Annotated in this window: 21 protein-coding genes; 12 read left to right on the plus strand and 9 right to left on the minus strand. The window is 70.2% G+C overall.

Annotated features, from left to right (window positions below; all coding sequences use genetic code 11):
- Together AC6EUL_RS14305 and AC6EUL_RS14310 are read left to right on the plus strand one after the other, a co-directional pair.
- On the plus strand, positions 1 to 2260 hold a 2260-nt coding region (locus AC6EUL_RS14305), incomplete at its 5' end, for a polysaccharide deacetylase family protein (protein ID WP_499870829.1).
- Between the two features lie 157 nt (positions 2261 to 2417).
- Positions 2418 to 2801 carry a hypothetical protein gene (locus AC6EUL_RS14310; protein ID WP_056216114.1) on the plus strand — a complete coding sequence of 128 codons (384 nt, stop codon included), beginning with the start codon at positions 2418 to 2420 and terminating at the stop codon, positions 2799 to 2801.
- Here AC6EUL_RS14310 and AC6EUL_RS14315 read toward each other — a convergent pair.
- Both AC6EUL_RS14315 and AC6EUL_RS14320 read right to left on the minus strand, forming a co-directional pair.
- Positions 2782 to 4095 (minus strand): MFS transporter, encoded by a 1314-nt coding sequence (locus AC6EUL_RS14315; protein ID WP_499870831.1) that lies wholly within the window; start codon positions 4093 to 4095, stop codon positions 2782 to 2784. The two genes, AC6EUL_RS14310 and AC6EUL_RS14315, sit on opposite strands and share 20 nt — an antisense overlap.
- A gap of 70 nt (positions 4096 to 4165) precedes the next feature.
- Entirely contained in the window at positions 4166 to 5188 is a 1023-nt protein-coding gene (locus AC6EUL_RS14320; protein WP_056216111.1) for a helix-turn-helix domain-containing protein, read from the minus strand.
- 444 nt (positions 5189 to 5632) lie between these two features.
- Between AC6EUL_RS14320 and AC6EUL_RS14325 the strand changes: the two genes are divergently transcribed.
- Entirely contained in the window at positions 5633 to 5848 is a 216-nt protein-coding gene (locus AC6EUL_RS14325) for a hypothetical protein (RefSeq protein ID WP_056216109.1), read from the plus strand.
- On the plus strand, positions 5845 to 6636 hold the full coding sequence (locus AC6EUL_RS14330) for a hypothetical protein (protein WP_499870833.1): 792 nt from the start codon (positions 5845 to 5847) through the stop codon (positions 6634 to 6636). The genes AC6EUL_RS14325 and AC6EUL_RS14330 overlap by 4 nt, the downstream gene beginning before the upstream one ends.
- A 22-nt stretch (positions 6637 to 6658) precedes the next feature.
- Here AC6EUL_RS14330 and AC6EUL_RS14335 read toward each other — a convergent pair whose 3' ends face one another.
- From AC6EUL_RS14335 to AC6EUL_RS14345, 3 genes are all read right to left on the minus strand, one after another.
- A complete protein-coding gene (locus AC6EUL_RS14335) occupies positions 6659 to 7228 on the minus strand; it encodes a type II and III secretion system protein family protein (RefSeq protein WP_056382029.1) in 570 nt (189 codons plus the stop codon).
- 380 nt (positions 7229 to 7608) lie between these two features.
- Complete coding sequence (locus AC6EUL_RS14340) at positions 7609 to 7914, minus strand: hypothetical protein (protein ID WP_407067288.1); 306 nt, start codon at positions 7912 to 7914, stop codon at positions 7609 to 7611.
- A gap of 71 nt (positions 7915 to 7985) precedes the next feature.
- Positions 7986 to 8237: a hypothetical protein gene (locus AC6EUL_RS14345; protein WP_056216104.1), complete on the minus strand. Its 252-nt coding sequence runs from the start codon at positions 8235 to 8237 to the stop codon at positions 7986 to 7988.
- A 255-nt stretch (positions 8238 to 8492) separates the two neighbouring features.
- Between AC6EUL_RS14345 and AC6EUL_RS14350 the strand changes: the two genes are divergently transcribed.
- Positions 8493 to 9218, plus strand: coding sequence for a YoaK family protein (locus tag AC6EUL_RS14350; RefSeq protein ID WP_082504422.1), 726 nt, complete (start codon positions 8493 to 8495; stop codon positions 9216 to 9218).
- A 20-nt stretch (positions 9219 to 9238) separates the two neighbouring features.
- Here AC6EUL_RS14350 and AC6EUL_RS14355 read toward each other — a convergent pair whose 3' ends face one another.
- Together AC6EUL_RS14355 and AC6EUL_RS14360 are read right to left on the minus strand one after the other, a co-directional pair.
- On the minus strand, positions 9239 to 11143 hold the full coding sequence (locus tag AC6EUL_RS14355; RefSeq protein WP_499870837.1) for a hypothetical protein: 1905 nt from the start codon (positions 11141 to 11143) through the stop codon (positions 9239 to 9241).
- Between the two features lie 59 nt (positions 11144 to 11202).
- Positions 11203 to 12705: an NAD(P)/FAD-dependent oxidoreductase gene (locus AC6EUL_RS14360; RefSeq protein WP_056275925.1), complete on the minus strand. Its 1503-nt coding sequence runs from the start codon at positions 12703 to 12705 to the stop codon at positions 11203 to 11205.
- Positions 12706 to 12866: 161 nt separating this feature from the next.
- Between AC6EUL_RS14360 and AC6EUL_RS14365 the strand changes: the two genes are divergently transcribed.
- Entirely contained in the window at positions 12867 to 13628 is a 762-nt protein-coding gene (locus tag AC6EUL_RS14365; RefSeq protein ID WP_056216097.1) for a DUF3750 domain-containing protein, read from the plus strand.
- 74 nt (positions 13629 to 13702) lie between these two features.
- A complete protein-coding gene (locus tag AC6EUL_RS14370) occupies positions 13703 to 13885 on the plus strand; it encodes a hypothetical protein (protein WP_056216177.1) in 183 nt (60 codons plus the stop codon).
- 25 nt (positions 13886 to 13910) lie between these two features.
- On the opposite strand, the gene AC6EUL_RS14375 is transcribed toward AC6EUL_RS14370, so the two are convergent.
- Positions 13911 to 14090, minus strand: coding sequence for a hypothetical protein (locus AC6EUL_RS14375; protein WP_056494159.1), 180 nt, complete (start codon positions 14088 to 14090; stop codon positions 13911 to 13913).
- A 455-nt stretch (positions 14091 to 14545) separates the two neighbouring features.
- Between AC6EUL_RS14375 and AC6EUL_RS14380 the strand changes: the two genes are divergently transcribed.
- The 4 genes from AC6EUL_RS14380 to AC6EUL_RS14395 all read left to right on the plus strand — a co-directional run bounded on the left by AC6EUL_RS14380 (position 14546) and on the right by AC6EUL_RS14395 (position 16619).
- Positions 14546 to 14752 (plus strand): hypothetical protein, encoded by a 207-nt coding sequence (locus tag AC6EUL_RS14380; protein ID WP_499870840.1) that lies wholly within the window; start codon positions 14546 to 14548, stop codon positions 14750 to 14752.
- 61 nt (positions 14753 to 14813) lie between these two features.
- A complete protein-coding gene (locus AC6EUL_RS14385; RefSeq protein ID WP_056216093.1) occupies positions 14814 to 15035 on the plus strand; it encodes a hypothetical protein in 222 nt (73 codons plus the stop codon).
- A gap of 53 nt (positions 15036 to 15088) precedes the next feature.
- Entirely contained in the window at positions 15089 to 15406 is a 318-nt protein-coding gene (locus AC6EUL_RS14390; RefSeq protein WP_499870842.1) for a hypothetical protein, read from the plus strand.
- A 946-nt stretch (positions 15407 to 16352) separates the two neighbouring features.
- Complete coding sequence (locus AC6EUL_RS14395; protein ID WP_156648110.1) at positions 16353 to 16619, plus strand: hypothetical protein; 267 nt, start codon at positions 16353 to 16355, stop codon at positions 16617 to 16619.
- 109 nt (positions 16620 to 16728) lie between these two features.
- On the opposite strand, the gene AC6EUL_RS14400 is transcribed toward AC6EUL_RS14395, so the two are convergent.
- Positions 16729 to 17010, minus strand: a complete 282-nt coding sequence (locus AC6EUL_RS14400) for a hypothetical protein (protein ID WP_056275908.1) — start codon at positions 17008 to 17010, stop codon at positions 16729 to 16731.
- 544 nt (positions 17011 to 17554) lie between these two features.
- Between AC6EUL_RS14400 and AC6EUL_RS14405 the strand changes: the two genes are divergently transcribed.
- On the plus strand, positions 17555 to 19915 hold the full coding sequence (locus AC6EUL_RS14405) for a bifunctional diguanylate cyclase/phosphodiesterase (RefSeq protein ID WP_499870845.1): 2361 nt from the start codon (positions 17555 to 17557) through the stop codon (positions 19913 to 19915).
- The last annotated feature ends 141 nt before the right edge of the window (positions 19916 to 20056 follow it).

Raw genomic sequence — 20056 nt, forward strand, 5'->3', positions numbered from 1 at the left:
CGGGGCGAACGTCGAGGTCAAGGCGGCGGCCACGACCAATCCCGTCATGGCCGGGTACACGGCCGGCGAGTCGATCCGCCAGTACACGAACATCAGCACCTCCTACTTCACCAGTACGGACGGGCTCGGAACGACGCTCGCCAATCAGATCGTCAACGGGCAATCCAACATCGCGGTGATGGCGACGCAGACCGGGGGCAAGAACGTTCACTTCGCCACGGACGGCATGCTCGCCGACAACAACATGCTGGCCCACGCCCTGGATTGGACCATGGCGCCGGCGACGGGGCCGGATGTCAGCCTCCACATGAGCCGGAACAAGGCGATCGTCGCCGCCCGCGTGGACATGGATCAGGCCATGTACACCGATGATGTCCGGCCGGCCTCCGGATCGGGAATCTACGACAAGCTCCTGCCGATCCTGACGCAGTGGAAGCAGGCCTACAACTTCGTCGGATCTTACTACATCGATGTCGGCAACAATCCGGCCGAGGGCGAGGTCACGGACTGGACCTACTCGAAGAAGTACTACAACCAGATGCTGGCGATGGGGAACGAGATCGGCTCGCATTCCCTAACCCATCCCGAGAACACCAACCTCCTCACCGCGGCCCAATTCCAGACCGAATTCCAGCAATCCCGCGCGATCATCGAGCAGCAGCTCGGTTTGACCAATATCGGTGCCGCCGTTCCCGGGGCGGGAGAAAATCTCGCCACCGCGCGGCAGATCGCGCAGTACTATCCCTACATCTCCGGCGGCGCCTCCCTGATCGGCGCCGGGTATCCGGGGGCGATCGGCTATCTCAGCCCGACGGCCACCGATATGAAATCGGTTTACATCGCGCCCAATACCTCCTTCGACTTCACCCTCGTGGGCTACCAGCACCTCACCGCCGCGCAGGCCTCCGCAGCGTGGGCCAAGGAGTGGGCGACGCTGACGGCGCATTCCGACCTGCCGGTCGTGGTCTGGCCCTGGCACGATTACGGTCCGACGAATTGGCTGACCGATACGACGGATGCCGGCTACACCCAGCAGATGTTCACGGATTTCATCGCACGGGCCGCGCAGGCGGGTTCGGAATTCGTGACCCTGAACGATCTGGCCCAGCGCACCGCGACCCTCGAGAAGTCCGACGTCAGCTACAGCTTCGATGCGGCCGCGAACGTCCTCACCGCGTCGGCGACCACCGCGGCCGGAGATCTCGGCAAGTTCGCCCTCGATATCGGCAGCGGCCATACGATCAAGAGCGTGGCCGGCTGGTACGCCTACGACAGCAACAGCGTCTTCGTGCCGAAGGCGGGCGGGACCTTCAAGATCGCCCTCGACGGCACGCCGGACGACGTCACCCACCTGACGACCCTTGCGGACCGGTCCGACCTCCTCAGCGTGACCGGCGACGGCACCAACCTCAGTTACTCGGTCGTCGGTGAGGGCCACGACATCATCCAGCTGAAGTCCCATGTCGGGCAGATGGTGCAGATCACCGGAACGGATGGCGCGAGCCTCTCCGGCGCCAACCTGGATCTGACCCTGACCGGACTGGGACAGCACAACGTCTCCATCGTCCTCGCGTCGGCGCCGGTCGGAACGACCGCGAGCGATTGGATCTTCGGAACGGACGGCGCGGATACGATCAATGCCGGGGCCGGCGCCGACACGCTGCAAGGCCTCAGCGGCAACGACACCTACATCGTCGACAACTCCGGAGACCGGATCATCGAGGCCGTGAATGCGGGGATCGACACCGTTCAGAGCGCGGTGACCTACACGCTGGCGGCGAATGTCGAGAAGCTCGTCCTGACGGGGACGAACGCCATCAACGGAACGGGCAATGCCCTGGCGAACGTCCTGACCGGAAACAGCGCGGCGAACACGCTCGCCGGCGGCGACGGCGCCGATATCCTGGAGGGCAAGGCCGGAAACGATATCCTGACGGGCGGGCTCGGCGCCGACGCCTTCCTCTTCAGCAAGGCCGGTCAGGGCATCGACCTCGTGCGCGACTTCTCGCGGGCGCAGGGCGACAAGATCCAGGTGCACGCCTCCGACTACGGGCTTCCCGTCGGCACGCTCGCGAGCGACTGGTTCGAGACGAGCGCCACCGGTCTCGCCACGAAGGCGCACGCGGAGTTCGTCTTCAATTCGGGGTCGCACACGCTGAGCTGGGACGCGGACGGCATCGGGAGTGCGGCCGCCCAACAGGTGGCCACCTTCTCCAACAACCCGCTTCTCCAGTATCAGGATTTCGCGATCGTGGTCTGATCGCGCGATCGACCCGGACGGATCCGAAGCGCCCAGCGCGGGCGGCCCGGCATTCGGTCCCGGCCGGGGGACGATCCGGCGGACGGGCGATCGCGGCTCCCCGGGTGTTGCGCTTTTGTTCTAGGCTGCGACGGGCCGGACGGCCATACTCCCCTCCATGTCGATGACCGTCCGCTCCGCCTTCCTGCTGATCAGCCTCGCGCCACAGGCGGCGACGGCGCAGGTGCCTGGCCGGTCCGAGGCCGGGCTCGCCGCCCTCGAACAGACCTGGCACGCCTGCGTGCGGGACGCGTTCGCGCAGCAGCCGCGGACGCAGAGCCGCGCCGGCTCCCAGCGCAACGCCCTCGATGCCTGCCAGGCCCAGGAAGATGCCTTCGTGGCCGCGGCGATGACGGAGGTCGATGCCGGATCGCGCGAGGCGCGCGCGGGCGAGCCGGCCCGACGTCCCGCCCTGACCGAGCGGGCGCGCGCCTGGGCCGCCTCCGTCGCCAGCGACGTCCTCGATCCGGTCTCGTCCTGGCTCAGCGCCCTGCGCCGGTGAGTGGACGGCCCATCCGGGCCGCCCGAAAGGCCAGGAGGATCCCGGGGATACCCACCAGGCCGTACAGCACCATCAGGGCCCGTCCGAGGTGTTCGGCGCCGAAGACGGTGTCGGCCAGGAACCCCAGGAGGGGCGGCCCGGTGCCCGAGGCCGTCAGGGTCACGGCGGCGATGAAGAGGGCGCTGACCCGCCCGCGGAGGCTGACGGGCGTGAGGAGCTGCACCCCCGTCACGGCGGGGGGGGCGGTGAACCCGATCACGGCCGTGAGGAGGGTGAAGGCGGCGAGCGAGAGCGTCCGGTCGGCGGCCACCGCCATCACGATGGCGGGCGGCAGGGCCGCCATCAGGCTGAGACCGAGCAGGCGCGAGGCGGCCGCACGCCGGCGCGCCCGCGCCACCCGGTCCAGGAGCAGGCCTGCGGACAGATGGCCGAGCGGACCGCCGATCAGCAGCAGGCCGCCTAGAACCACGCCGCTCTCCGCGGGGCTCATGCCGTGGTTTCGCACGTAGAGGGTCGGCCCCCAGGCGGCCAGGGTCCGACCCATCAGGACGGCGCAGGCCGCGGCTGCGAAGTGGGGCAGGTAGATCCGCCGCCGCCGCAGGACCCACGCCCAGGCGGGGTTCAGCCCCGCCCTGGCGGCGGGTGGCGCCCGCGGCAGCCGGACGGCCACCGCGCCGAGGATCAGCACGAGGTTGGGCAGGCAGGCGAGCAGGAACAGGGCGCGCCAGGGCGGCAGCGGGTCGAGGCCGGGAAACGCCAGGCCGCCGCGCAGGACGAGCCAGGCCAGGACCGCACCGCCGGCGAGCAGGGCGAAGCTCTGCCCGAGGCTGCCTCCCGCCGTGTACAGCGACACGTTCCGGGCCATGCGGCCCTGCTCGGAGCCGTGGGCGATGAGCGACAGCGAGGCCGGCGCGAGACCGGCCTGTCCCAGTCCGAGGACGAACCGGCTGAGGAACAGCACCGCGAAGGAGCCCGCGAGTCCGAATCCGAGGGTCGCCAAGGTCCAGAGGCCGATGCTGGCGAGCAGGATCGTCCGCTGGTGCCCCCGATCCGCCAAGCTGCCGAAGAGCGGCATGGTCAGCGCGTACAGGATGACGAAGGCCGAGCCGTGGAGCAGGCCGAGCTGGGCGTCGCTGAGGGCGAGATCCTGCTTCACCGGGGTCGTCACGAGGGTGATCAGGAACCGGTCGCTGGCCGCCGAGAGCTGCGCCAGGATGAGCAGGACCAGGGGGCCGAACCCCAGGACCCTGCGTGCCGGAGCCGTGAGCGGACGCCGTCCGGCGGTCTCGCTCATACGGTCCGCGACGCGCGAGGGGCGGTCCGCGACGCGCGAGGAGGTCGACGCACGCCGGAGTCGAGGGGCATCAGTAGAGCTCGCTGTGCCAGGCCGCGAGGGGCCAGGATCGATCGCCCCGGGCATGCGGGTCGCCGCGCAGCTGCTGGATATGGGTCCGGAACTGTCCGGGCGGGCGGCCGAACGCCGTCCGGAAGGCGCGGTTGAAATGCTGCTCGCTGGCAAAACCGTAGGCGTAGGCGAGGGTGGCGATCGAGCGCGTTTCGCCCTGGCGCCGGAGGGCATCGCGCACCCGTTCCAGGCGGCGCTGCTGCACGAAGCGCGCGACCCCGCCATCCGGCAGGAAGGCCCGGTAGAGGCGACTCCGCGAAATCCCCAGTTCCGCCGCGATGGTCTCGGCGCTGAGGTCGCGATCCGCGAGGTGCCGCTCCACGTGGGCCTCGGCCTCGCGGCGGCGGGCGGCGTCGTCGGGGCCATCGTGGACGGCGGCCCAGACGATCGCCTCGGTGGGGGCGGCATGGCCGCGCAGCGCGGCGGCCAGCAGCATGCCGAGGACCGCGCTCGACCGCGAGACCACCGAACCGTCGAGGGTCTCCGAGCGGCGGGTCAGGGACACGATGAAATCGGCCACGAGGCCGCCCACGGTCTCCGGAAGGATCGCCCCATGGAATTTGCGCAGGTCGGGGACCAGGGGCTCGATGAGCTCGCGCGCCACCGGCGTCGAGATCTGCCGCACGCGGTGCGCCCGGCTCTGGTGTGGCAGCGTGTTGTCGCAGACCAGGATCTCCCCCGGTCGGACGCGGCGCTCGTGCCCGGGCGGGCCAGCCAGGAGGTCGCCCTCGAGGAGCAGGTGGAGCGTGATATGGTCGAAGCCGTCCCGGCGCACCCGCTGCGGGGATCGGCTGTGCTGAAGCCCGTTCAGCTGGCGCTTGAACAGGATCATCCGATCCAGCCGGTAGGCCTGCACCTGCGCGGAGAAATCCGGGCCGATCCGTGCGACATCGGCGCCGCCGGCATAGAGGTCGCGATACGCCTCGAATGCGAACTCCGCACCGACCTCCTGGGTGGAAAAGGCAAACGACGGAAGCGACACGTCTGACTGAACCCGACCGGATGGATCAGAGGGCCCATCGGACAAATCCCAATCGACCCATTCTCACACCCCCCGGGATGGGCGTTCCGAACGCGCGAGACAACTCACGGTTCTGTGATCGATGCAAGAGATCAGTATGAGGGCGCGCCATCCCAGTTGAGCGCGCTGCCGGCGCGGCGGCAAAGGGTTCTTGGTGCCAGCGCCGTCGGCCCAGGACAATAAAGCGTTCCGCCTCAGTTTCCACGATGGCGGTTCACGACATACCATCGTCGAGGCCGTCGAGGCCGCCGCCGCGCCCGACACGCAAGCAATCGGACGCGCTGCGATCGGCGACCGAGATAAGACCTTCTCCGGGGCCGCCGCCCCCGCACGGCAACGCCTCGGTAACCGTTACGCCCTAACTCTCGCGAACCCCGCCGCCCACCAAACTCCGCGATCCGCACGATGACCAGAGACCAGCTTGCCGCCGAGTTGCTTCGTATTTCCAAGCTGCAACTCAGCGATATCACCCGTGCCGTCAAGAATGGCGAGAAATCCATTGCCTTGAACGAGGTCATCGATCTGGGTCGACGCCTGAACCGCCTCGCGGATGCGGTCGCGGGACGCCCGGCGCCGGTCGCCACGCCCGCGCCCGCCGACGACAGCCTCGTTCAGGCGTGAGCGCCGCATCGGAGTGGCGGGCCGAGCGGAACGTCGCCGCGCGCGCGCGCCTCGACCGCGCCCTGCCGGGCATCTTCCCGGCCCCCGTCCTGCGGCACGCCCTGTCGCGCCCGCTGATCCCGCCGACGCCGCGCCTCGCGGTGGAGAGCTACTGGCGTGCGCATCTCCTGCGCGCGGACCGGCTGGCGCGGGCCCTCGCCACACGCTCGGGCCATCCCGAGGGCTGGACCTGGCGTCTCGGCACCGAGAAGGGATCCGGCCTCGCCGCCACCTTCCGGATGCCGCCCTCGCCCTTCCGGGAGCCGGCCCATGCGCGCGGCAAGGGCCATTGCTGCATCTGCGGGCAGCCGGTCTTCCGCTTCGGTTGGCACCGGGATCTCTGGGGGGGGGGCGTCCCGAACAAGAATGCGCGCTGGCACGCGGCCTGTGTCGCCGCCTGGAAGCTCTGGGTGGCGCCCAGCGACCAGGTGAAGGTTCTGAAGGCGCATCAGCGCCACCGCTGCGCCGCCTCGGGCAAGCGGTTGTTCAAGACCGCCGAGGTCGACCATCGCGTGCCCCTCTACCGCGTCTGGCGGGAGCACCGGGACGATCCCTGGCCGACGCTGCTCGGCTTCTGGGGCGCCCCGAACCTTCAGGTCGTCAACCGCGGGGTCCACGTGGAGAAATGTGGCCGCGAGGCTGGCGAGCGGGCGCTGAGCCGGCAGGTGGCGCTCCTGCGCACCGCCTTCCCGGCGGATCGCGCCGAGGAGGCCGCACCGGAGCGCCTGCCGGTCGACGGGACGGGCTGACGGGCCGGGCGGCCCTGGCCGCTCAGAGGATCCCCTCGATCAGGTCCAGTTCCTGCGCCTCGCTCGCCTCAATGTACCAGTTCTCGGGAGCCCGCTGCAGCACCGTGTCCAGGGTCACCTGCGAGCCCCGGATGAGGTTGGCGAAGCCCTCGTTCTGGATCGCGATGGAGCACTCGATCTCGTGCAGGGCGGCCTTCACGCTGGCGATGCAGGTCGTGAGCGGTCCGTTGAGGACCACCTGCTTGTCGAGCTTGCGCTCGTGGATCATCAGCCGCGTGCCCCGGGTGAGATAGCGGTTCGACCGGGCGAAGAAGCTCATGAAGGTGGTCCCGGCCGAGTAGATCGCGGCCTTACCGAGGAAGACGAACCGGCGATCCGTCAGGAGGCCGGTCTTGAAGCGGATGTCCTCGCCCATCATTCGGGCGACCTCGGGATCGCCGCCGAGCGTCGTCAGCTCGACCACCACGAGGGTTCGGTCGCCGACCGCGTCGAGCTGGCGGCGGAAATCCCGGTACATCTCCTGGTCGACCGTCCCCGACAGAAGGATGGCGGGGGCGTCGAACGCGGATGGCGGCAGGGCGGGGGTATCCATGGGGCACTCCTGGTGGCCGAGGCGCGGCCGTCGCGGCGAGAACGCAAGTTCCCGGCCCGGGATCGGTTGCGTCCGCCGCGGACGGAATGCGTCGGCCCGCCCGCGCCTGTGCCCGCATGGACGAGGAGGCGAAAGCGCGCGAGTCGATCGTCGCCCGCAGATACGGCCGCCTGCCGCCAACCGGCGCGTTTCCCATTCCGATCGGACCGGACCCGCTCTACCTCCGGCAGGGCATGGGCGCCGGCGGATTCCGGGTCTGGCGCCGCTCGTCCCATGGGAGCGTGCCGCAGACGGACCCTCCGATCCGATCCTCTCGGGACGGAAAGCCTCGGACCCCCTCGGCGCCGCTCCCTCCGCACCGGTCGTCAGGGCGTGCCGTGTCAGTACGGCGTGCCGTCATAGGGCTGCCGGCTCGGGCGAGGGCGCGCGCGAACCGGCCGATCGTAGCGGCCCTCGTAGGCGCCCAGATACGGGTCGAGGGCGGGATCGCGGTAGTTGCCGTTGTTCACGCCGGCCGAGCGGTCGTTGCCGCTCAGGGCGGCGTAGGGCGACAGGCCGTCGCCGCCGCCGCTGCCGCCCCGGGCCAGCGCGCCGCCGCCGAGGCCCAGAACGAGGGTGCCCAGAACGAGGGTGGCGGAGAGCGTGGTGCGTCGGATGGCTGTGGCCATCATCGCATTGTGCGCCATGGGGACCTCCTGTCGCGTTGAGAACGGACGCGTGGCACGGACGTTCGGGCCGGGGCCGCGCGGCCGGAGGATCAGCGCTCGGCCCGCAGGCTCTTGAGGAAGCGGCGTGCGACCTCGCGCACGGCCTCGTCGTCCCGGGTGTCGTCGTCGGCCTTGTCCCAGAGGTGGTCGACGCTCGCCTCCAGGCTCTTGAGCAGGTCCGGATGTTCCTGGGCCAGGAACCGGATCGTTCCGAACAGGAGGTGCTCGGTCGCGAGTTCACGGTGGCGCGCGTCCGCGATTCGGGACTCGGCGGGGGCGGGATCAGTTGCAGCATGGGTCATGCCGACACAACGAACGGCCCCGCCAGCGGTTCAGGGACTCCTGCGGTCGTCGCAAGCTTTCTTTGGCCTCTCCGAAGGATTCCACCCCGTTCCGCGAGGAGGGTCACGGGTCGAAGCACGCAGGCTCAAATCCTCCGACCATGATCCCGTACCCCGATGCTTCCGTTTCGCCGCGGGTTCGGCGAGAACCGGCGGCGCATGGGGGGGCGGCCGATTCGACATCCCTCCACCCTGGATCCTCAGCAGACGCACCGGATGGCACCGATCTCCTCTTCGAACGAGCGTTCCCGCACGCGCGGGTCGGGCCCCCTCCGCATCGACACGGACCTCGCCGCCGGGATCGGTCTCGCCTTCGTGGCCGGCTTCGTCGACGCGGCCGCCTTCATCGCCCTGACGGGCCTGTTCACCGCTCACGTGACCGGCAACTTCGTGCTGCTGGGGGCCGAACTCGTCTCGACCTCGACCGGCGTGGTCGCCAAGCTCCTCGCCCTGCCGGCCTTCGTGGGGGCGGTCGCGGCCACCCGGCTCCTCGCCCTGGCCCTGGAGCGCCGCGGCCGGGCGCCCCTGCGCTGGCTGCTGGCCCTCGAGATCGCCTTGCTGGCCGCCTTCTGCGTCGTCGGTCTCGCCCTCTCGCCCCTCGGCTCCCCCGATGGCGCGGCGGCGGTGACGGTCGGGATGCTCGGCGTCGCGGCGATGGGAGTCCAGAACGCCATCGGACGCCTCGGCCTCGCGCATCTCGCCGCCACCACGGTGATGACGGTCAACGTCACCCAGGCGGTGATAGACCTTGTCGACTGGGCGCGGGGCGCCGTGCCGCCGGACGGGGCTGCGCGGGGGCGGATGCGCCGGATGCTGCCCGCGGTACTGGCCTTCGCCGTCGGCGCCCTCGCGGGGGCCTTCGGCGTCGCCGCCGTCTCGTTCGGCTGCCTCGTCATCCCGATCGCGGTGCTCACGGTCCTCGTGCTCCTTCGCGGGGATTGAGCCGCGGCGCGGGATCGGACTCAGGCGCGGCAGGTGAGCAGCCCGTAGGCGGTCACGCTCTGCCAGCCCATGCCCTCGACCGTCGCCATCGGTTTCACATAGGGTTCCGCGAGCGGGAAGACGCGCGCTCCGTCCGGCGGCGCCTGGCCCTCCCGCAGGGGCACCACGATCCAGGCGGGCCCGTCCGGAGCCGCACAGAGCGTCGCGACCGCACCGGCCGGCAGGTCGTCGGCCCGCGGGGGCACCGGAGGCGCGAACGGCCTGCGCTGGGCCTCGGTGGCGAGGCCGAGGGCGATGAGCCGGTCGATCCGCTCGGACCACAGCATCGCCAGAGAGCGCGAGAAGACGATGCTGGCGCCCTGAAGGTTGGTGATCCAGCTCGGGCGGCCCAGCGTCAGCCAGGTCTCGGCCCGCCCGTCCAGCCAGAGCACCTCGCCCGGCCGGCGCGCGATGGCCTCGACGAGACCGGGCAGCAGGGTGCGGTCCTCGATCCGCCGGAACGCCCGCGCGCGCTCGTCCCAGAGGCCCAGGAGGGCGATGACCAGCGCCACGGCCAGGACCGGCCGCGCGACCCGGGACCGCTCGGCGGCGAGCCACGCGAGGCCGGCCCCGAAGGCGAGCGACGGCACGATCGGGAAACTTCGGATCAGGCTAAGGCCGAGATGGGCACCCTCGGTCCGGTTCGCGGCGAGCCAGCCGAGGGCGAGCGCTTCGAGGAGGAGGCGGCCGGCGACGAGGAGGCCGACCAGACCCAGGGTCGCGCGCATCAGGCCGCGCGACGGCGCCAGCCGGTCCCGGCGGAGCGCCGCGTGGACCCCGACGGCGAGGAGGCCGGCGGCCGCCGCGATGGGCAGGTCGGTGGAGAACACCCAGGCGAGCCCCAGGAGGGCGAGGGTGATCCGGTCGCCCGGCGTCCCACGCGGGAGGATGCTGGCGCACAGGCCCAGGGCGGCGGCGCCGAGGACGGAGGTTACCCAGAGGAAGCGCCAGGGCTGGACCTGGATCACCAGGAGCGACGACCATTGCTCCTCGAACACCGTGGTGGCCGCCACCCCGCCGGCGCCCGCCAGGAGCGCGGCCAGGAGGAGCCTCCGAGCCCGGATCGGAACACGGGTCGCGGCGACGAGGATCGTGGCGGCCTGCACGAGGGGCGGACCCCAGGCCTGGCTCGGCCAGAGCGTGGGGAAGAGGTCGGCACAGCGCTGGCGCAGGATCTCGAGGAAGGCGGGATCGACGGGCTGCAGCAGGCGCGCGAACAGCGGCACGCCGAGGCGGGCGGCCACCAGGATGGCGAGGAGACCCGGGACCAGGACCAGCAGCCAGCGCCGGTTCTCCGCCACCAGGGCGAGGACGAGCACCGCCAGGCCGGCCAGCCCCATGATCGGGTGGACGAGGCCTCCCAGGGCCATGAAGGCCAGGGCCCCTGCGCGGCGGCCGGACAGGCTCGCCGCGAGACCGGCGAGGACCGCCGCCTCCGCGAGCGTCCGGGGCGTCGCCAGCGCCTCGCCGACGCGGAAGATGCCGGGATAGCCGTAAGAGGCGGACAGGACCGCCATCGCCGCGAGGACGACCCAGCGCCGCCGGCCGGCGCCCAGGGCCGCGGCCAGGGCCGAGGCGGCGCAGAACCAGGCGATCAGCCCGACGAGGCTGACGGCCAGGGCCGCCGGACCGGGCCCCAGCGCCCCCACCAGCGCCCGTAAGGCGACGGGGAACAGGCTGAAGCGCGACTGCCCGTCATGGGTGAACATGAGGTCGCGTCCGACCCCGTCCGGATCGAGGTCGGCGAGGGCCCGCCCCACGTAGATGCGGGCATCGCCGTCGATCCCCTCGTAGGGATGCAGCAGGAGATAGAGACCCCCCATGCCGAGCGCCGGCCAAGCCGAGCGGCGCAGGACCGCCGCCCAGCGCGGAACGGCTCCGGGCATGGGGACGGTATCCGGGACGGCCACCAGGGGGTCGGAGGTCCCGGACGCCGCGCGCATCGTCAGGCTGCCCGGCGCGGCACCATGCGCTCGCTCGTCAGGGCGTCCTGTGCGCCCGAGACGCCCGCCTCGGTGTATTCCGCATCCTCGTTCACGCACCACGGATCGTAGCGGCGCTCCCCGGCGAGGATGTTCTCCACCGTGAGCATCGCGGTCATCATCGCGTGGTCCTGGTTGTTGTACTTGTGCATGCCGTTGCGCCCGACGAGGTGCAGGCTCGGATAGGCCTGTTCGAGGTCCCGCCGGATGGTGGCGACGTGGGCCTTGTAGTCCTCGTCGTAGACCGGATAGGCCTTGGGCTGACGCACGACGCAGGCGTCGACCACGTCCTCGGAGCGGATCAGCCCGATCTGGCCGATCTCGCGCTTGGCCAGCGCGATGAGGTCGGCATCGGACTGTGCCCAGAGCCCGTCGCCCTCGAAGCAGAAATACTCCAGGCCGAGGCAGGTATGCGCCGCGTCCGGCACCATCTCGGGCGACCACGAGCGGAAGTTCTGCACGCGCCCGACCTGCACGGACGGATCGTGGATGTAGATCCAGTTGTCGGGGAAATTCCGGTCCGAACGCGCGATCAGCGCCACGGTGAGGAAGTCCCGGTACTGCAGGGCGCGGGCCTGGAAGGTGCTGATCGGCGCGGGCGAGAGCGATCCGACGAGTTCGCGCAGCGGCGCCGAGGAGATGACGTTGCGCGCCGTGAAGGTCTCGCGGGTGCCGTCGGCGGCCTTGGCCGTCACGGTCCAGAGGCCGGTCCGGACCTCGTAGTGCAGGCCGTCCACGCCCCGGTCGAGGCGCAGCGTTCCGCCCTGGGCCGCCACCTTCGCGGCGGCCGCCTCCCACATCATGCCCGGCCCCTTGCGGGGATAGCGGAAGGACTCGATCAGCGTCTTGATCACGGGCTCGCCGGCGCGCGGCGCCCTGCGCAGGCCGAGGGAGCGAACCAGCGCGTCGCGGATCGCAGCCCCGAGATCGAGTCCGTTGATGCGCTGGGCCGCCCAGTCCGCCGAGATGGCGTCGCAGGACATGCCCCAGACCTTCTCCGTGTAGGTCTTGAAGAAGATCGAGAACAGACGTTCGCCGAAGCGGTTGCGGACCCAGTCGTGGAAGCTCTTCGGCTCCGCGATCGGACGGGCGCGGGCATAGAGGTAGGAGGCGACGCAGGCGGTGCTCTCCAGGATCCCAAGGTTGCGCAGGGCCTCGAAGGCCTTGAGCGGATAGGCGTAGTACTTGCCCTTGTAGAAGATCCGCGACAGGCGCGGCCGCTCGATGAAGTCGTCCGGCAGCAGCTCGTCCCAGAGATCCACCACGGCCTTCGATTTCGAGAAGAAGCGGTGACCGCCGATATCGAACAGGTAGCCGTTATGCGCGACCGTGCGGCTGATGCCGCCGACCTGGGCCGGATCCTTCTCCAGGACCGTCACCGAACGCCCGGCCTTCGTCAGCAGATAGGCGGCGGTCAGGCCGGCGGGTCCCGCCCCGATCACGAGCGTTTCCGAGTGGTGGCTCATCGGGCAGGACCGTCAAGTTAACCGAAGGACGACACATCTCCGGGATAGCGCGCGAGTGGTTAAGGAAGCCCTGTCCGCGCCGGGCCGGGGGCCTCCGCGCGCAGGGCCCCCGGGGTCCCGCGGTGCGCGGTGGCCCTCCCGCCGTCGACCCGGCGCCCCATATGCGCACGGTCCTCCCGCCGTTCGGAACCGCCTTGCTCAAGATCGCCGCTCTCGCCTTCGTCCTCCTCTATCTCGCGCCCATCGCGATCTCCGCCGCCCTCTACGCCCGCCAGACCCGCGGGGACTGGCGCTCCGCCGACCGGTCCAGCACCGGCCTCCTGCCGCCGGCCGCGACCCACCCCGAGGCGATCGTCCGGATCTTCTCGGCACGGACGGTGAGTTGGCGCGGCATCCTCGCCACCCACAGCTGGATCGTCGTCAAGGAGGCGGGGGCCTCCGCCTATCAGCGCTTTGACTACACGGCCTGGGGCCAGCCGATCTGGATCGACCGCTTCGTGCCGGACGGGCGCTGGTTCGGAAGCGTTCCCGACACCATCGTGGCCGCCGACGGTCCCACCGCGGAGGCGATGATCCCGCGCATCCGGGAGACGATCCGGACCTACCGCTACGCGCAGCCGGGCGATTACACGGTCTGGCCGGGTCCGAACTCGAACACCTTCGTGGCCGCCGTGATGAGCGCGGTGCCCGAGATGGCGGCGAGCCTGCCGGCCACCGCGATCGGCAAGGACTTCCCCTACGACGGCCGCTGGATCGGCCTGACGCCGTCGCGAACCGGCCTGCGGCTCAACCTCGGCGGCTATCTCGGGCTGACGGTGGCTTGGGTCGAGGGCCTCGAGGTGAACCTGCTCGGTGCCGTGGCGGGACTCGATCTGCGGCGTCCGGCCCTCAAGCTTCCCGCCCTCGGTCGCGTGGGATGGTGACGGGCTCGGCCCCCACCGGGCTCCCTCGAACCATCCGACCGATGGACCGTTTCATGGCATCGGGAGGTGTGCTCATGACCGTCGTGGCTTCGAACAAGATCTGGCTGGAAGGCAGTACCGCCCGGACCGATGGGCTCCCGGTTTCCGCCAATCCCTATCCGGCCGGATCGCAGGAGAGCGCGGACTGGCTGGAGGGCTACACCACCGTCGAGGCCGAGCAACTCGGCGTCAGTCCGGATGCCGGCGAGAACATGTAGGCCCGGCAGGGGCGGGTGATCTCCGCTAGCGCGCCAGGCTCGCCTTCACCGTTCCGGTCGTCGCCGGCTCGGCCAGGGCGGCGGCGAAGGGATTCAGTCCCCTCTGGTCGACCACGCTGGCCGAGTACAGCGACAGGGCCGCCAGTAGACCGATTCCCAACGTGGCCTTCAGAACCGTCCAGAGGCGGCCGGTAGCGGAGCGCATAGTTCCATCCCTGACGTGGCGTTCAGGCTGCTTCGGCCGGGTTCGTGGCGCCATGATGGCCGGCCGCGGGAAAGCGCTGCCCCGAGGGGGCGACGGGGGCCAGGGTCACGGGCGGCTTCGGGTGTCGCGGATGGCCACCGGACACCATCCCGAGCAGTCCCGGTACAGCGACGGCAGCGCGGAGGCGAGGCATCGCGATCGACGTGCGTCGGCGAACCCGGATCCGCGGCGCCGCCACGAGCGGCTCCAGGGTCCGTCGCTCTCGTCACCGGCGTCCCCGCCCGGGAATGCGCATCCTCGACGGCGATCCGGGGGGAGGATGCGCCGAGTTCAAGGGCTCGGCACGGGCCGCGGCCTGCGACTCCTTGCTTAGGCGTCGGCAAGGAACGCCCGTCGCTGCGAGACATTCTCTGCTCACATTCAGACAGTCGTGGCATACCAACGGGGTTCCCCGCATGCGCAACCATATCACGCCCGACCATCGCGCCCTGTCGGGGCCATCGATCGAGGCGGATCAGAACTCTGGTTCCGCCGCCCCGACCCAGCGCCTCGAGCGGCTTCATGACGAGCACGGCGGGCCTGCGGCCGGCCCATCGTCCAGGCCGTCCGGCGCCCGCGTCTCGCCGGCTTCCGACTTCGAGGGCTTCGGCTCGTTTTCCTGAGCCGAAGCCCGCACCGGACCGCGTCCCCGACGCGATCATTCGCCCTCACAGGATTTTTTCGATGACCACCCTGACCCATCTCGATGCCACACCCCGCCAGACCACGAACGATGTCCGCAACGTCGACGCCAATCGGACCGGGCCGCACAGCACGTCGATGAACCGCGAACACCGCGTCGGAAACACCGTCGACCAGGTGGATCAGGTCAGCAGCGTGACCCTGCTCGGGTTTGCGGTGGCGGGATCGATCGTGATGCTCGCCGCCCATTGGCTGGTGGGCTGAACCTCCGGGACGACCGGCGGTCGCCGATCGATCGTAGCTGCATGGACGGACCGATGACCCGCACCCTTCTGACCCTCGCCGCCTTGGCAATTGCCCTGTCCGCCTCCCCCCTAACGCATCCGGCCTCGGCGGAACCGCTCGCGCCCACCGGCGGAGCGGGAAATACCGGGGTCACCACGCCGTCCATGGCCCCGAGCGCCGCGCCGCGGGCCAGCGACGCCGTGGGTCGCCCCGCACCGAACGTCGTGGGCAATCCGAGCTCCAATTCCATTCCCGGAAGCAGCCCGGGCCTGAACATCGGCGGCACGCCAACCAGCGGGCCGCCCGGGACCGGTGGTGCGGCGGGCGGCCCTTCGATCGGCAACCAGTAGCGGGGCAGCCCGGCGCCGCCCCGGTTCAAGGGCAACACGGCCCGGCCGCCGTCCACCGGATAGGGCGTGACGACGGCAATCCAGGTCGAGGCCCTGCCGCCCGCGCATGCCCGACAGCAGGCACCCCGCGTCGGCGCGTCGCCCGGAGAGGCGCTATCCGGCCCACGGAGTTCGCGCAACCATCGGATGATTCCGGCTCGGCCGTTCGTCTATCTCATGCCTCCCGAAACCCGGGGGCTGTTACCTTGACACCCGCGCGGTTCACGCCGTGGCGGGTGTTTTTTCTGGCTTCGCCCTGGGACATCGTCAGGAATCGTCCGGCGTGACGGGCATTGGGCCGATCGACCGACCGGCCGGCTCGTCCGCCCTGCGCAGGATGGGCGCGCGACTCTATCGCTGAACGCGGCAACGCCCGTCGCAACGAGGCGATCGGACGGGTCTGCGAGACCTGCGATGCCGCGCGAAGATCTTCGCAGCGCCGGCGTCCGACTGTTATCCGAGACAGGTCTCGAAAGGACAGGGGCCCGAGTAAGGCGATCTTCGCATGCGACAGCGAAGATCCCGGCCGTGCGAGCCGACCCTGACCGCCAATGGTCGGAACGCCAATCCATCGCGGGGATGCTGCCGGTGCGACGCACGTCCTGCTCGGTGCCAGCATCCGCGGGGGGCGTCCGTCGAATGCCTTCCCCGGTTCTGCGAAAGCTCCGACGCGTTTTTCGGTTCCTGTTGCTGGATTGTTGCTGCGAATCGTCCACGATTCGTGTCGAATTCCTCCGTTGAGGTCGACGCCCGATCAACCGTTAGGTCTCACCGCGCCCGCCCGGCTCCGGCCGCGGCGGGTTTTGATTGGCAAGTTCCGATTCGCAAGTTCCGATCGACAGGTTCCGATGGGAACGACGAAGACGGACCGACTGTTGCCCTGGTAATCTCGCCATCAGGACACCCCATGATCAGAACTGCCGCCCTCGCCCTCAGCGCTTCCCTCTTCAGCCTGTCCGCCCTGGCCCAGCCCGCCACGGCCCCTGGCGCCGCCCCCGGCCAGCCGCGCGGCACCGTGATCCAGGGTCAGCCGAACACCACGGGCAACGACCCGAGCGTGTCCGTCTCCCGGGGTGCGACCGGTGCCGAGACGGCGACGACGGACTCGGCCGCGGGTGGAAATGCAGGCAAGCCCGAGCAGGCCGTCCCCAACAGCAGCGCCGGCGGCCGCTGACGCCTGACGGCCTTCGACGAGGTCTGTTCTTGACAAGTCCCGACCGACCCGCCCGGCTCCGGCCGCGGCGGGTTCTTCATGCCCGGTGGTCAAGCCACCGGGGGCCGCCTCAGCCGACGTCGACGTCGATGTCGAACGCCATGCCGCGGCCCGGCCCCTGGTCGGCATAGTCGACGAGGGCATAGCCGCGCTCGCGCAAGGCGGCCTCGAGACCGTCCCGGTGCTTTCGGAACGTCTGCCCGATCGCCAGAGGCGTCAGGCGCGGATGGCTCTGTCGAAGCTGGTCGACGCCGATGCTCAAGGGCGCGCCCTCGCGGTCGGCGATGCGGATGAGGGCGGATGCCAGATCCGCGGCCTTGGTCTCGGCCGCCGATTTCGCCTTGAATGCCATGATCGGATCCTCTTCTCGTATCATCCGTGATGAGGACCGGCCCGTGTGGATCCCGCCTCGTGCCGGCCACCCCATCGCCCCCGGTGATCGAGTGGGCGGTCCGCGCCCTGCCGGGTTCGCCGGGCAAACGGAACGCGCCGAGCGTCCGCGCCCTCCGGCCCTTTCACCCGGCGTGGGAGAGGGGCCGAGCGCCCGTGCACGGATCGATGCCGGGCCGGTGGCCGCCCCAACAGATGTTCTTCCTTCGTTCTAGCAGATGCCAGGGCGGGATGCACGGGAGAACCGGCAGTCCCTCCAGACCCGAGGCGCGCCGGTCGGGCCGGCCTTCACGGCAACCAGGAGCTCGACGATGATCGAGGAACGGGAAGGGCGGGGTCCTCTACAACTAGGCTATAGCATCCCAATCACAAAGTCGTGTCTGAGTCTGCCGCCTTCAATCCGCGATAAAAGCCGCGGACGACCATGATAACATCAAGCAAGAGTAACGCGGCGTTCACTGAAGCTTTTGACAAAGACATAAGGTCTCCCGTGCTAAATGCATCCCATGATGCTCACCCTCGCAACGCTTCTGGAAAGCCAGGCCGTCATCTCCGTCCTGGCTGCAGCGACGATCTGCACCTTGAGTGCCTGGCTGACGGTGCACCTGCTCCGGAAGGCCGAGGCCGCGCCGGCAACCCGACGCGGACGATGGCTGGTGGGCACGGCCCTCGCCGCCGGGCTCGGAGTCTGGACCACGCACTTCCTGGGCATGCTCGGATATCGGACCGACGTCATCCTGGGCTTCCATTCCGGGACCACGATCGCGTCCGCCCTGATCGCCGTGGTGGCGGTGGGCGTGCCCTTCGCGCTCTCGGCTCTGCCGAAGGGTCGCCCGGCCCGGGGCCTCCTGGGTGCCGTGGCGGGGCTCGGCATCGGCGCGATGCACATCACCGGCATGTCCGCCCTCGAAGGCTGCACCCAAAGCCAGTCGGACACGGCCAACGCCCTGGCCTACCTGCTGGGGGCGGGGGTGATGGCGGGGGCGCGCCTCCTCCCCGAGCGCCGGCCCTTCGATGCGATCGCCTGCGCGCTCATCGTCCTGGCGGTGTGTGGAACACACTTCACCTCCCTGGCCGGGACGGTGCTGGAGGGGCAACCCACCGCGACGCTCGGCCCGAACGTCCAGGTGGCGCTGAGCATCCTGACCGCCGCCGGTGCGGCGATCCTCATCACGGGTGCCTTCGTCGCCCTGGCGGCGACCCGGCGCTTCGAGGCCCAGGAACAGGCCCACCTGAACGTCCTGGCGACGGCGCTCCAGAACATGTCCAACGGCATCCTGAAGATCTCGTCCCAGGGATCCATCGAACTCTACAATCAGCGCCTCCTCGGCATGCTCGATCTGGCTCCGGACGCCGTCCGGGTCGGGATGCACCTCGAGGACTTTCTCAAGGCCACGGGTGATTCCAACGGATGGGATGCCGAGCGCACCGCCCGTGTGGCGGGCAACCATTGGCTCTGGATGGGCAAGGACGAGGAGACCCGGATCGAGCACCTCTTCGACGACGGCCGGATCCTGTCGATCGCCTGCCAGCCCGTCGCCGACGGCGCCGTCCTGACCTACGACGACGTGACCCGGGACCGGCGCGCCCAGGCGGAGATCTCGCAACTGGCCTATCACGACCCCCTGACGGGTCTGTGCAACCGGCGCGCGCTCAACGAGCGGATGCTCGCCGTGCATCAGACGGGGGCTCGATCCACCCTGCTCCTGCTCGATCTCGATCGGTTCAAATTCGTCAACGACACCTTCGGCCATGCGGTCGGTGACCAGTTGCTCGTCGCGGTGGCGGGCCGGCTGCGCGCGCTCATCGGCGAGGCGGACTTCATCGCCCGGCACGGCGGCGACGAACTCGCGATCCTCACGGCGGGCGATACGGCCTCGGCCAAGGCCCTGGCAGACCGGATCGTGGCGGAGATCGAGAAGCCCTACATCCTCGCGAGCATGACCGTGGTCGTCGGCTGCAGCATCGGCGTGTGCGGCCTCGACGACAGCACCAGTCCCAGCGACCTGATGCAGCGGGCCGATATCGCCCTGTACGAAGCCAAGCGCCGGGGCCGCGGGGTGGCGGTCGGCTACCAGCCCGGCATGATCGAGGCGATCGCCGCCCGCGGCCATCTCGAGAACGATCTGCGCGGGGCGCTCGCCCTGCGGCAGTTCTATCTCGTCTATCAGCCGATCCTGTCGCTCACGACCGACCGGATCGTCTCCTGTGAAGCCCTGATCCGCTGGAACCATCCGCATCGCGGACTGGTCTCGCCGGATGAGTTCATCCCCCTCGCCGAGGAGACCGGGCTGATCGTTCCGATCGGACAATGGGTGCTGGAACAGGCCTGCCGGGAGGCTGCGAACTGGCCGGACGCGCAGCATCTGGCCGTCAACGTGTCCGCGGTCCAGCTCCGTTCGCCCCTCCTGCTGACGCATGTCGCCGAAGCCCTGGCCGCGAGCGGCCTGCCTGCGAGCCGGCTCGAACTCGAACTCACGGAGACGGCGCTTGTCGAGGACGGGCGGCAGATCGCCCATACCCTGGACGCTCTGCGGCGGGTCGGCGTCAAGATCGCGATGGACGATTTCGGGACGGGCTACTCCTCCCTTGCCCACCTGCGCGATCTTCCCCTCGACCGGATCAAGATCGATCGCAGCTTCGTCGCCGCGGCGCTGGACGACCGGCAATCCCTGGCGGTCATCAAAGCGGTGACGCAGATGGGCCGCGACATGAACATCCCGACCCTGGCGGAGGGCGTGGAGAGCCGCGAGCAACTCGATCTCCTCCGGGCGATCGGCTGCGACGCGGTCCAGGGCTACCTGATCGGCCGGCCCTCCCGTCGCCAGACGGTCGCCTACCCGGAGGGCGGCGCCCGCGCGGCGTAGGCGCCGGACCGCCCCGCAGCCCGCCTCGGCCGGCCGCCGGCGGATGGGGTGCAACCGCCCAGGGGCTGAACCCCCAGGCGTCCGGTTGTGTGAATGTTAACCCAAGGCGGGTGATCGATCAGGATGCGGCGCGTTCGGGAC

Source organism: Methylobacterium sp. 001424705 (genome assembly GCF_059816145.1).

What these genes read in the sequence shown, in the direction of transcription:
- AC6EUL_RS14390 (WP_499870842.1), top strand. Translation starts at nt 15,089, where the DNA reads ATGACCCGCACCCTTCTGACCCTCGCCGCCTTGGCAATTGCCCTGTCC.
- AC6EUL_RS14395 (WP_156648110.1), top strand. Translation starts at nt 16,353, where the DNA reads ATGATCAGAACTGCCGCCCTCGCCCTCAGCGCTTCCCTCTTCAGCCTG.
- AC6EUL_RS14405 (WP_499870845.1), top strand. Translation starts at nt 17,555, where the DNA reads ATGATGCTCACCCTCGCAACGCTTCTGGAAAGCCAGGCCGTCATCTCC.
- AC6EUL_RS14365 (WP_056216097.1), top strand. Translation starts at nt 12,867, where the DNA reads ATGCGCACGGTCCTCCCGCCGTTCGGAACCGCCTTGCTCAAGATCGCC.
- AC6EUL_RS14350 (WP_082504422.1), top strand. Translation starts at nt 8,493, where the DNA reads ATGGCACCGATCTCCTCTTCGAACGAGCGTTCCCGCACGCGCGGGTCG.
- AC6EUL_RS14310 (WP_056216114.1), top strand. Translation starts at nt 2,418, where the DNA reads ATGTCGATGACCGTCCGCTCCGCCTTCCTGCTGATCAGCCTCGCGCCA.
- AC6EUL_RS14335 (WP_056382029.1), bottom strand. Translation starts at nt 7,228, where the DNA reads ATGGATACCCCCGCCCTGCCGCCATCCGCGTTCGACGCCCCCGCCATC.
- AC6EUL_RS14375 (WP_056494159.1), bottom strand. Translation starts at nt 14,090, where the DNA reads ATGCGCTCCGCTACCGGCCGCCTCTGGACGGTTCTGAAGGCCACGTTG.
- AC6EUL_RS14400 (WP_056275908.1), bottom strand. Translation starts at nt 17,010, where the DNA reads ATGGCATTCAAGGCGAAATCGGCGGCCGAGACCAAGGCCGCGGATCTG.
- AC6EUL_RS14385 (WP_056216093.1), top strand. Translation starts at nt 14,814, where the DNA reads ATGACCACCCTGACCCATCTCGATGCCACACCCCGCCAGACCACGAAC.
- AC6EUL_RS14315 (WP_499870831.1), bottom strand. Translation starts at nt 4,095, where the DNA reads ATGAGCGAGACCGCCGGACGGCGTCCGCTCACGGCTCCGGCACGCAGG.
- AC6EUL_RS14355 (WP_499870837.1), bottom strand. Translation starts at nt 11,143, where the DNA reads ATGCCCGGAGCCGTTCCGCGCTGGGCGGCGGTCCTGCGCCGCTCGGCT.
- AC6EUL_RS14370 (WP_056216177.1), top strand. Translation starts at nt 13,703, where the DNA reads ATGACCGTCGTGGCTTCGAACAAGATCTGGCTGGAAGGCAGTACCGCC.
- AC6EUL_RS14325 (WP_056216109.1), top strand. Translation starts at nt 5,633, where the DNA reads ATGACCAGAGACCAGCTTGCCGCCGAGTTGCTTCGTATTTCCAAGCTG.
- AC6EUL_RS14340 (WP_407067288.1), bottom strand. Translation starts at nt 7,914, where the DNA reads ATGGCGCACAATGCGATGATGGCCACAGCCATCCGACGCACCACGCTC.
- AC6EUL_RS14380 (WP_499870840.1), top strand. Translation starts at nt 14,546, where the DNA reads ATGCGCAACCATATCACGCCCGACCATCGCGCCCTGTCGGGGCCATCG.
- AC6EUL_RS14345 (WP_056216104.1), bottom strand. Translation starts at nt 8,237, where the DNA reads ATGACCCATGCTGCAACTGATCCCGCCCCCGCCGAGTCCCGAATCGCG.
- AC6EUL_RS14360 (WP_056275925.1), bottom strand. Translation starts at nt 12,705, where the DNA reads ATGAGCCACCACTCGGAAACGCTCGTGATCGGGGCGGGACCCGCCGGC.